The 12,241-nt window shown below is 29.8% G+C and carries 9 protein-coding genes and 2 pseudogenes; 5 read left to right on the forward strand and 6 right to left on the reverse strand.

From position 1 onward, the window contains the following. Positions 1-16: 16 nt before the first annotated feature. The 4 genes from IDG64_RS11420 to IDG64_RS11435 form a co-directional block, all read right to left on the reverse strand. Positions 17-862, reverse strand: coding sequence for a hypothetical protein (locus IDG64_RS11420; RefSeq protein ID WP_000115239.1), 846 nt, complete (start codon positions 860-862; stop codon positions 17-19). Beyond that, entirely contained in the window at positions 846-2,150 is a 1,305-nt protein-coding gene (locus IDG64_RS11425; protein ID WP_000708809.1) for a DUF262 domain-containing protein, read from the reverse strand. The genes IDG64_RS11420 and IDG64_RS11425 overlap by 17 nt, the downstream gene beginning before the upstream one ends. 165 nt (positions 2,151-2,315) lie before the next feature. Further along, positions 2,316-3,116, reverse strand: a complete 801-nt coding sequence (locus IDG64_RS11430) for an abortive infection family protein (protein WP_000749912.1) — start codon at positions 3,114-3,116, stop codon at positions 2,316-2,318. Positions 3,117-3,145: 29 nt separating this feature from the next. Continuing rightward, a complete protein-coding gene (locus tag IDG64_RS11435; protein WP_000912116.1) occupies positions 3,146-4,300 on the reverse strand; it encodes an ATP-binding protein in 1,155 nt (384 codons plus the stop codon). A gap of 454 nt (positions 4,301-4,754) precedes the next feature. On the opposite strand from IDG64_RS11435, the gene IDG64_RS11440 reads away from it, so the two are divergent. From IDG64_RS11440 to ccrB, 5 genes are all read left to right on the forward strand, one after another. After that, positions 4,755-5,801, forward strand: a complete 1,047-nt coding sequence (locus tag IDG64_RS11440; RefSeq protein WP_001042023.1) for a hypothetical protein — start codon at positions 4,755-4,757, stop codon at positions 5,799-5,801. A gap of 192 nt (positions 5,802-5,993) precedes the next feature. Continuing rightward, positions 5,994-6,290, forward strand: a complete 297-nt coding sequence (ssb, locus tag IDG64_RS11445) for a cassette chromosome ssDNA-binding protein (RefSeq protein WP_000273823.1) — start codon at positions 5,994-5,996, stop codon at positions 6,288-6,290. Beyond that, positions 6,290-8,083 carry a cassette chromosome replicative helicase gene (gene cch1 / locus IDG64_RS11450; RefSeq protein WP_000079473.1) on the forward strand — a complete coding sequence of 598 codons (1,794 nt, stop codon included), beginning with the start codon at positions 6,290-6,292 and terminating at the stop codon, positions 8,081-8,083. Before ssb ends, cch1 begins: the two co-directional genes overlap by 1 nt. A gap of 233 nt (positions 8,084-8,316) precedes the next feature. Beyond that, positions 8,317-9,666, forward strand: coding sequence for a cassette chromosome recombinase CcrA (gene ccrA, locus IDG64_RS11455; RefSeq protein ID WP_206171321.1), 1,350 nt, complete (start codon positions 8,317-8,319; stop codon positions 9,664-9,666). A gap of 21 nt (positions 9,667-9,687) precedes the next feature. After that, positions 9,688-11,316: a cassette chromosome recombinase CcrB gene (gene ccrB, locus IDG64_RS11460; protein ID WP_001186608.1), complete on the forward strand. Its 1,629-nt coding sequence runs from the start codon at positions 9,688-9,690 to the stop codon at positions 11,314-11,316. A gap of 281 nt (positions 11,317-11,597) precedes the next feature. Here the strand turns inward: ccrB and IDG64_RS11465 are convergent. Further along, positions 11,598-11,681: pseudogene (locus IDG64_RS11465) on the reverse strand (AAA family ATPase); the annotation flags it as partial. After that, positions 11,682-12,113, reverse strand: a pseudogene (locus tag IDG64_RS11470) (hypothetical protein); the annotation flags it as partial. It abuts the pseudogene before it with no gap. Between the last annotated feature and the right edge of the window lie 128 nt (positions 12,114-12,241).

Below are 12,241 nucleotides of genomic sequence, written 5' to 3' on the forward strand. Positions count from 1 at the left end.
TTAAGTTAACATAATGTTAACTTAAAATATTGTTTATATTAATTAGTTCATGGTTCATCATTCTTAAAGATTCACTTTTTTTTCGTAAATCTAGTCTAGCAATATTTCTAAAACTATCAATTAATGGTTTTATAAGTTCTATGTCAATTTTTTGTTCATCATATTGTTTCACTATTTCTTTTGAAAGTTTTTTAATTACTGTTATTTCTTTTGACTTTTTCTTAAAATGTTCTATATTGTTTATTTTTTTAATTTTTTCTATTTTACTGGTTATTTCTTTTATATTTTTTTGTAATTCCAAGTTATTTATAGCCGAATACAGCTCGTAATAAATATACTCAATTGTTTGTATTGCTTCTCCAAAATCATTATACTCAAATCTATAATTATTATTATGTGCATAAGAATGCCTATTACTAATTAAATTTTCGTATGATTTCACTTCTTGTTTAGTTTTTTTAAATATAAATTTATGTTCGGAAAAATACTTTGATAATTCTTTTTTTATATTTTCATATTTTACGTTTGGCGAGAATCTATCTTCACTAATTTTATCATCTAAAAATTTGTTTATATGAGCATTCTTATGTTCTTTATATTCTAATATGCAATATATAAATTCTTTTATCATATTTTCTGAAACAGCATAACAGCTTATAAGCAACTCCCTTTGCATTGCATCGGTTATTTTTTTATAATGTCCTGGTTCTTTACCTAAAATCTTCATAAATTTCCTCATATGATGATTTTTATCTGAAATAAAGTTTAAAATTTCTTCTAATTCTAAATACTTAGCTTTTAGATTTTCAATGAATTCTTTATTATATTCATAAAAATTTATATATCTATACAATACACTCATCTACAATTTCCTTAAAAACTCTAAACCTTTCTTTAATTGAATCATGCTTACCTGTTGATGTAGTAAATGGATTGTTACTTATTTCAGAAAACTCACTTATTCTGATTTTATACAATTCTTCTAGTTTATTAAAATCGATATTTTTTTCTTCATTATTTATCAACGCAGCTAGCAAAGATTCCATTATTGTTACACTTAGGTTCCCTACAAATTCATAATTGTTATTTCCTTTTTTTAAAACCCTTCTAAAAGGATTATCTTTAAAACTTTCAAATTCTATACATAACCGTTCTAAAGATTTTATAAATTTTTCATTGAAATTTTGATCTATTGAGGTTGGACTATATGTCTCACAATAGTCATTCAAAATATTTTTTATTCCATGATGACTTGTTATAAAATCTTTGTTAACTAATTTATTAAAAACAAAGGTCCTTAAGTAGGCCTCCACATGTAAATCCTTTTTTAATGCTGTATTAGTAAATATAGATTTTAATAACTTATTGTCATCGCATTTTTTATATAAATCAATCATAAAATCACCAGAAGCTAGTGATTTTCTTATTTGCATTGAGTTTAATTTTTGGGATCCCGTATTAATTCTTTCAAATATAAGATACTTTGACTTATAATTATCTGGATTTAGTTGTTTAAATTCTATTAATGGAATAGTACTTCTTTTTATTTTTCTTTGGAAATTTTCGCTTAATTGGTCAAAAGATTTTCCAGCAATACTTTTGTCTACCAATTTAGAAAGTCTCGCTTTAGGAGTTCTGGTTTTTCCTCTATCCTTTGAATAATTCCAAGGTCTTTGTTTCACAAAGTTACTAATTGCAGTAATTCGTTGTAGACCATCAATCACTTCATATTTATTACTTTCAATTTCTATTAAAAATAGTGGTGGTATAGGTAACCCTAAAATTATTGATTCAATTAACCTTGAACATTGAACAGAATCCCATACAAAATTTCTTTGCATAATTGGTATAGTAATCTCATCTTCTTCATACATTTCTATTAACTCTCCAAAAGATCTGTTACTTACCCAATGCTTTATTTCAAACTCTTCTAAATTACCATTAACCTCTTCAATTCTGTTCTCTAACAAACTTGATACACGAGCCTCAATATCGTCATCCACTTCAAGATTTAATTCTTTACATTTGTTTTGAAAATCATAAATATTTTCCACTTCCATTTCACAATCAAATTGATCATCCATCAAATCATTAACTGTTAAAATTTCAGTATTATTATCTCCTGTTTTTGTTTTATAATAAATTTTCATTTTCACACCTCTTGAATTATTTCTTTTAATTACATTAGTGTTACAACTCACGATAAGCTTAATTAATTTGATAAATCCCCCCTACTTATGATACGCTTCTGCTTATCAGTTGATGATGCGGTTTTTTATAACCAATATATTTGATTGCTATTCATCAAATAGCTTTTACTTTTTATATGAAGCTAAAAGAAATTCAGTTATCGTACGTGCTGCGTTGATTGCTAGAAAAGCATGTCTAGTTTCAGGCCTATAATTTTTCTTTGATTTACCATGTGCGTCACCATATTCATTCCTTACTTCGTCCAGACCGTTAATTACATTTATCATTCCACTCAAAATTGTTTTAAAAGTATTTTCATTATGTCCACCAGGAGAAAGATTCATAATATTACTTACTTTTTTATATAAACCTCTCAAGGTTTCATTATTATTAAATTTTTCTCCTTCAGAATCTAAAATATGCTTCAAAGTACTCTCAACCATCGATTTTGCAGATGTAATTGCGTCCTCTGGATCCGTTAGTGCCTCTTTTTCAATTCTATTACATTCTTTTAATACATATTCAATATCAAATTTTATTGCCAAAGATTTAATAGTACTTAAATTAACTTCTCTTTCATTTTTAGTTATTTTTCCTGTATCTTTATTATATTCATAACCTAATACATTAATTATTTTTATTAATCTATTAATTTCTTCGTCTTCATCAACTTCATGGATATACAGATTCCATTGAAACAAATACGTTTCTATAACATTAAGTAATTTAGAAAATTCAGCTTCATCTTCTAAATTTAAAGTACTAATATATTCCCACGCTAACGATTTACGTTGTCCGTTATATTTTTGATTTATAGAACTATCTCTCATAATGTTTGCATCAATAAAATTATTCTGAATTTCTCTGAGTGAGCTTCTTGAAGAAAGTAAGTCTAAAAATTTATCAATGAGTGTTGATTTTTTCATGATTTTCTCCTATTAACCAATAATTTTTCTCAAGTTCTAAAGTTCTCAAGTTCATCTTTTAAAACTTTAACTGTTTTTACTTTTTTAGTGATATCTTCTTTTTCAAGTTGTGACAAATGTTCAGTTCCAAATACACGTTTATTATTTTCATTAATTGACTGATTAACTTTATCCCAATTATCTAATATATAATTTTCAAAAAGTTCCTTTTCTACATCACTTTTATAAACCAAAACACATTCTAAAAATTTATCCATTGCAAATTTCTCTTCCATCGAATCACCCTTATACATAAAAAGATGAATATTATAAAGCATCGTCTCTTCAATGAAATAACGATAATAAATAGTATCATCTCTATGCATATTAAAATTTATCTCACCTAGTTCAGGTACTGGTGTTGTGTAGATACCTGAATCTAAAGAGATACACCGGCAACCATATAAAACTGTACTATGATATTTAAATTCGTAATATGAGTATAAAGTGTTACTATTGATTTGATTATACGCATAAAATGGACTTACTAAATTAAAATAATTTTCTTTTTCTTCAATGTCCTCATTTTTGTATACTATATACTCTGGCGATTCACTATGAAAATAACCTGTTGAGTTCTGCATCCATTTCTCAGGAGTTAGTAAATAATTCTGTAACCTCTTTATAGGAGTAGGATATAAACCAAAATGCATTTTCCATAATATTTCTGTATCTAATGGACTTGCAGTAGAATCTATTGGGGTATTTTTATCTTCAACTCTTGTATAAATGCTACCTGCATTGACTGTTTTGTTTTTTTTACTTTTTTGATCGGTTTCTGCTTTCTCCAGATAGTATGGTACATATCCTTTAGGATTTATTATAATGACATCGATTTCCTTTTCTTCATATTCAAATGTCATTAATGAAATCTTGGGGTGCCTACCCGCAGCAAATTTTTTTCCAGTAATAAATGATATTAATTCTTCTTGGTTTTTTCGATTTGAATCACCTGCAACCCCCAGAATATGACCGTTATCTGCGACTCCTAAAATTAAATAAGCTTCTTGATTCAACAAGTTATTTGATAAACAAATTATATCATGTAATAATTCTGCTTTATCTTTATGATATTCTGCTTTAAAATCCCAGTAACTCCCTTCTCTCTTTTCTTGTATTAAATTTATTATTTTATGCTTTAACATCCAATACTCTCCTTCTTGAAATTAAATATTCTATTTCGAAGTCAATTTTATCCTTCTTTATCTATTCAATCGTTCTCGTATTTACATATAAAAACAGGAACAAACGTTCCTTTAATTACTATTAATTCTACTTTATAATATAACTAAAGTAAAATTACTCGTTGCAAAAATTTTGAAAGGATAATCATTTTCAATTTTAAATATTATAAATATTTTATATTAAAAATGAATGCCTTAAAATCTATTCTAAAACACCTTCTTTGCATACATTTTTATACACTCCTTTTATGTTCAAAAATATTTATAATATAATTTATTAGTATATGAAAAAAAGTCTTAGAAGTTATGTTTTTACTAACCAGAGAAATGTGGTGTTTTATCTAACCTCTCATCAAGTACTTCTACAAATATTAAGATATAATATATTATTATAATTGATAAAGGTAGTGATATTATGAATAAGAGAGACATATATAATGAAAAATTTCAAAATGCATTAGTAGACATAATTTTGAACATTGATAAAATAAATGTCAAAGAAGTTTTTGATGATTCATGTAGGGCTGTAGATCAAGATAATAAAAAGGATACTTTAAATCGTTCTCCTAAAGATTTTTCCATAAATATAAGTGATATAGTAAGATATAGTATACTTTGCATGGAAAATTTAAATAGTGACAAGATTGAAGAAAATATCAATATGATTAAAAATCATAGTTCAGAATTAAATGACAACGACATGTTTATTCAAGAAAAAAATAATTTTACAACTAATTTTAATAAATTCTGCAACGCTCTAGGAATAAACATAGCAAACTTTAAATCAGGAAAATCATATGTATTTAAACCAAAAAGTTTATTTGTATTATATGATATACTCTCAAACAACTCAGTTTATCTACACTTTTTTAAAAACGGTATCAATGACAAAGATATAGATTCTTCTAATCGTATCAAAGAGAACTTATATTATTTCATCAATCATGAAATTACTGATCAAAGAGATTATGAACATGCTCTGACTAATTATTATCTCTATTTTCTAGTAGACAGTAATATAGAAATTGGAATCAAATCTATCATTATTAAGATTTTCACTGAAAAAGGTATCACTTCTAAAGATAAACTTCAGATTCTTGAATATTATTTAGATGAAATAGACGATTTAAACACTGAAATAAGTACCAAAATTGCTGATGCTCATGTGAAAAATAGTACAAACTTTTTAGAAAATGAAAAAGTAAGTATAAACAGTAATTTAGCAAAATATATTACTCATCGAGACACCAGAGCTTCGGCACCTAAAAATATGCTGTTATCATTAATTTTAAATAGTGACCTAGTGTCTCCAAAAGACTTAGAAGAAAAAGAACTCAAATATCCAAAGAAAATAACAAAAGAACATCATGATAAATTAATAAAAGAAATCAATAAAGCACTAGATTATTATAATGATAATAACACCACTCCTTCTGACTACTTTTATATAACTTCAGATTAATTTTTATTTAAAGCGCTGTTAAATCAGCGTTTTTTATTTTGTCAACAAAAATCCATCTTAATTTAGTACGGAATTTCTAACATATTTTTACAAGCTTTCAAATGATAACTTCTTGGCTAAAATGAACTTAAGAAAGTTAATTGTGCGCATATTTAATTTTCCTATCTTAGTTCATTAGTAGGAGGAAGTTAAATGTATTTCAATCAATCAGATAAATTCGAGCAGTTAAAAAAGAAAATATTAGGTATTTCATTCAATTTACCTGAAGGAGAAGAATTTACATTTCATGACTTGAACAGTCGTGCAAATGTACAATGTTCAAAAGCTGTACAACAAAATGTTGGACGTTGGTTCGCATATTTTGTAAAACATGCGCCACGTGTTCCATTTATTATTATCGGTAAGGATACTCACGGTCACTTAGTTTATCTTAAAACAGGTCCTAATCCACACCATAACAGCAACTCTTCGAAAGGAGGTGATTGCTAATGGCTCAAACTAACCTTTCATTTAATCCTTCACCACGATACAAATCAAAAAAAGGTTGGTATAAAGACACGCCCCCAAAAGAAAAAGGAGGAATGCCTACTGAAGTTGAAATCGCAGGTCCTATCGTTATCGAAAATAAGTTTATTGACCCTAAAACTAATACTGAAAAACTAATTATCACAGACGAAGATCAAAAAGAAATTGTTGAATCTAGTGATATTTTAACGACACAAAAATTGCCATCTTTAATGAAGTATGGATTTAGTATTAATGAAAAATATACAAAAGATTTAGGTTATGCGATGCAACAAATGCGCAATCAATTACCCATTTCCTACTTATATGAAGGGGTAGGTATACTGGAAACACCGTTTGGTCCTATTGTATCGTTAAGTGAAATCTATACTACTAAAGAATTTGATAATAAATCTCCATCTGACGCCATTTGTGATAATGCTTATGACTTAACTCCTAAAGGTACATTTGATAATTGGTATAACATGTATCTAAAAGAGGTTAAAGGTTCTCTTCTTTTAGAATTAGCAGTCGTATTTGGTATTTCTGCCTTAGTGACGAGTTTCCTGAAGCACAAACATGAAACCGAATTTGCCGGAATCATTTTTAGTTTTACAGGTCAATCCTCAACCGGTAAGTCAACTGCAGCTTCTTTAGCTGTATCAGTCGCTGGTAATCCCACCAAAGGTAATGAAACTCTCTTTAGAAGTTGGAATGCCACACGTAATGCACTTGAAGGTTACTTGAGTAACAATTTTGGTATACCTATTGTATTTGATGAACTCTCATCAGCAACTTTTAGAGATACAACGGGGTTATTGTACTCCATCACTGAAGGTCAAGGTCGTCAACGTTCAAACGTTCATGGAGAAGTTAAAACGCCTAAGAATTGGGGTACTTCTGTCATTTCAACGTCAGAATACAGTATTTTTAATGATTCAGCTCAAAACGATGGATTACGTGTAAGAACCATCGAGATTAATGAACAATTCACTACAAATGCGACCAATGCTGACAATATTAAAAAAGCTGTAGCACTAAACTATGGTCATGTTTTACCGTTAGTAGCTAAATATCTTATAAATCGTGAAGATGAAGTTATTCAATGGTTTTACAAGGAAGTAGATTGGTTTGAAGCTAAATTGAAAGACGAAACAAACAATACAGGTATTCGTATGTTTAAGCGTTATGCAGTCATTACAACATCTGCGAAAATATTAGGTCGTGTTTTATCTACAGATATTGATATCGCTAATATAAGAGACTACTTTATTGATTATCATACTCATACAGTCTCTGAACGCTCATTAGCTGATAAAGCTATTGATGTCATCATTCAATTTGTGGCACAAAACAGAGGTAAGTTTTCAGATGAAGGTGCTTTGAAAAATATGTTTGAGAACTATGGATTAATCTCATTAAAAGATGACCATATCGAAGTAAAAATAATTGCGAACGTTTTTAAACAGATGCTAAACAATCATCAATTTCAAGATGTTAATAATGTTGTCAACGCCTTAAGAGATAAAGGTTTCATATTAGCTGACCGTGGACGCCAAACAACTAAAAGAAGTGTCAAAGATAATAGCGGTAAAAAACAATCACTTGTATTTTACCATCTAAAATTAGATGTAGAGTTTGCATCTATCCTCGGATTAACTAAAGATAAGTCGTTACTTCAAAATTGGACACCGTCAAATGATAACAAAGCTGCGAAAGAACTTTTTAAATCCGCTAATGAAGGGATAGGCCCTTCAGGAGTTCACGAAGATTTCTAATTGTCTTTATCATACAACTGTGAAGCATCAAACTGAATAATCGACGTATTGAAGATAGAACAAATAACGGAGTGAAAAACATGGATGAACTTATCGAGATATTAGCCGATTTGGTAATTGAAGAAATCAATCAAACAAATGACTAATATGGACGCCCAACATCTCATTGATGTTGGGCTTATATATCAATTCATCCATAAATATATATTATCACTGTGAAAGGAGGAGCCGATATGAAACAAGTCATAGGCTATTTACGTCAAAGTACGATGAAACAACAATCTCTTGCAGCACAGAAACAAGCTATCGAAGCAATAGCCGAAAAACATCATATTCAACATATCAACTTTTATAGCGACAAACAATCAGGTCGCAAAGATAATCGTAGTGGGTATCGACAAATAACACAATTAATTCAACAAGGACAGTGTGACATATTATGCTGTTATCGTCTTAATAGGTTGCATCGTAATCTGAAAAATGCATTAAAACTCATCAAATTATGTCAAACGTACCATGTTCATATCTTAAGCGTACATGATGGTTACTTTGATATGGATCAAGCTTTCGACCGACTCAAGCTTAATATCTTCATCAGTTTAGCCGAACTTGAATCGGATAACATTGGAGAACAAGTCAGAAATGGGCTTCAAGAAAAAGCAAAGCAAGGTCGATTGATTACAACACATGCACCTTTTGGTTACGAATATCACAACGGAACATTCATCATCAATCAAAATGAGTCACCAACGGTAAAGGCTGTATTCAATTATTACATTAAAGGTCATGGTTATAAGAAAATTGCACAGTTATTAGAAGAAGATAACACGTATATCAATCGACAACCCTATCAAGTTCGTAACATTATCATCAATCCTAATTATTGTGGTCGTGTCAACAATCAATATGGCCAATTCGACAATATGTTTCCTTCTATTGTTTCCACAAGTATATATGAGCAAGCGCAGAGACTTCGATTGCAAAAACAAACCAAACAGACACCTTCGGATAATCAACTCAAACAAAAAATCAAATGCCCATGTTGTAATGCAACACTTACAAATATGACCATTAGAAAAAAGAATCATACATTACGTTACTACGTCTGTCCTAAAAACATGAATGCTTCACGCTTTGTCTGTGATTTTAAAGGCATCAATGCACAAACACTTGAAGATAAAGTATTAGAAGTGTGCCGAGACTTTTATCAAAATCAACGCATCTACACAAAAATTAAAAGTGCGATTGACAAACGCATCAAAAGACAAAGAAACATAGAAAAACATCACACATTGACTCAAGAACAACTGATAGAAAAGTTGGCACAAGGCATCATTGATGCAGAAACGTTCAGAGAGCAAACACAATCATTACGTCAACAACCGCAACGCACTACATCTATCAATGGGCATCAAATACAACACATCATTCAAAATATTATTCAAAAACGTTTCACGTTAAACATATTGTCCCCCTATATTGAAACCATTCACATTACGAAAGATAAAAATCTTATAGGAATCTATTTCAAAAATGAACCACTCAATATTGTCAATCAAACCATGCAATCATCGATTGCATAAATGAAGAAAGGATGTAACATAATGCAACAACTTAAAACAAAACGTGTCGGTATCTATGTACGTGTATCAACAGAAATGCAAAGCACAGAAGGTTATAGTATCGACGGACAAATCAATCAAATCAAAGAATACTGTGACTTCCATCATTTTGAAGTTAAAGATATATACGCTGACCGTGGTATTTCAGGTAAATCTATGAACAGACCTGAGCTCCAACGTATGTTGAAAGATGCAAAAGAAGGCAATATCGACTGTGTTATGGTATACAAAACAAACCGATTAGCTCGTAATACATCTGATCTTCTCAAAATTGTCGAAGATTTACACAAACAAAATGTCGAATTTTTCAGTTTGTCAGAGCGTATGGAAGTCAATACTTCTTCTGGTAAACTCATGTTACAGATACTTGCGAGTTTCTCAGAATTCGAACGTAATAACATTGTCGAGAACGTATTTATGGGTCAAACGAGACGTGCCCAAGAAGGCTATTATCAAGGCAATTTACCACTAGGTTATGACAAAATACCAGATAGTAAACACGAGCTAATGATTAACCAACATGAAGCTAATATTGTAAAATATATATTCGAGTGCTATGCCAAAGGACATGGCTATCGTAAAATTGCCAATGCATTGAATCACAAAGGATATGTCACTAAAAAGGGGAAACCTTTCAGTATTAGTTCAATCACATACATCTTAGCTAACCCTTTCTATATCGGCAAAATTCAATTTGCGAAATACAAAGATTGGAGTGAAAAACGTCGTAAAGGGCTGAATGATAAACCAGTGATAGCTGAAGGTAAGCATTCCCCCATTATTAATCAAGATTTATGGGATAAAGTACAAATGCGTAAGAAACAAGTCAGTCAAAAACCCCAAGTCCATGGCAAAGGAACGAATCTGCTTACAGGCATTATTCACTGTCCCCAATGTGGCGCACCTATGGCAGCAAGCAATACCACGAATACTCTTAAAGACGGGACTAAGAAACGTATTCGTTACTATTCATGTAGTAATTTTCGGAACAAGGGTTCCAAAGTATGTTCGGCAAACAGTGTAAGAGCTGATGTGATTGAAGATTATGTGATGAAGCAAATACTTGAAATAGTCAAAAGTGATAAAGTCATTCAACGCGTAGTAACACACGTCAATCAAGAAAATCAAGTTGATGGCGCTGCACTTCATCACGATATTGCTTATAAGCAACAACAATATGATGAAGTACAAATCAAAATAAATAACTTGATTAAAACCATCGAGGATAATCCGGACTTAACATCAGTAATCAGACCAAGTATTCAAAAATATGAAAAGCAACTCAATGACATTACGAATCAAATCAACCAACTCAAAAATCAACAAAATGAAGATAAGACTTTATTTGATGCCAAAGAAATCAGTAAACTATTACAACACATCTTTCATGATATTAAGCACATAGAAAAATCTCGACTCAAAGCATTGTATCTATCAGTGATTGATCGCATTGATATTAAAAAAGATGGTAATCATAAAAAACAATTCTATGTCACACTCAAACTTAATAACGAAATCATTAAACAACTTTTCAATAATAAACAACTCGACGAAGTGCATCTCAGCACTTCGTCTTTATTTTTGCCCCAAACACTATATCTTACTATTTAGCTAATAGAATCATTGTTATAACAATAATTTTCACTATATTCTTTCGCTTATTTTATCTAACTATTTTCAAGAATTGCTCTTTATCAATTTCAATAACACTTATCTAATGAAACAGTTATTGTCGTAATTTTTTCATAACTATACAATGCTTATATTGAAATTGCTAAAGAACATCCCACAATGATTTTTTATCGGGTGTCACTTTATTCGATATATGAGAATGATTTTACCTAATAAATGAGAAAAGCAACGCACTATATTAAAATGCGTTGCTTTTTCTATTATCGAATACCTATAACTAAACTATCTCTAGCTGTTTCTACAACTTCTGTACTTATTTTATCTAAACCATTTATATCCATAATTTAATTTCTTTTTGGAGGCCACACAAAATATGAAATACAAATAATTAAGTCTATAATAATAACAATTGTCCAAATATGAATAACACCATCCATAGCTTCTGTACGACTTTTATCATTAATTAAATAAACAATTAAATGTAAAATCCCAGTACCTATAATGTAAGACAGTAAATGTTTCAACCAACTTTTAGCATAGTTTTTAGAGTAAGCTAAACCGTCAAGTTTATAAGGTTTGGAACCTTGCTTCATCACATAATATCTAAATCTATCATCTGCCCAATTTATCATGCTTTTGCCAAAGACAAGAGAAATTGAAATATAAACTGCTGCTATAGCATGTGGCATTTCAGCTGTTGCACCATTCATAAGGTCTACAACCGTTGTTATAAGGAGTATTAAATCTATAATAGGCGTAAGTGCAAGGAAGAATAAAGGGCTGACCCAAAAGTAGCTCCTATATGAAAAATAGAGGTCTTTCCATTTAGATAGTAGTGGAAAGACCTCTATTTATCTTTTGAAAGTGAATACAAAAATAAAGCACACTCTGCTATAATATAGGT

It is taken from the genome of Staphylococcus sp. EG-SA-15, from assembly GCF_017151895.1.
Lineage (GTDB): Bacteria > Bacillota > Bacilli > Staphylococcales > Staphylococcaceae > Staphylococcus > Staphylococcus aureus.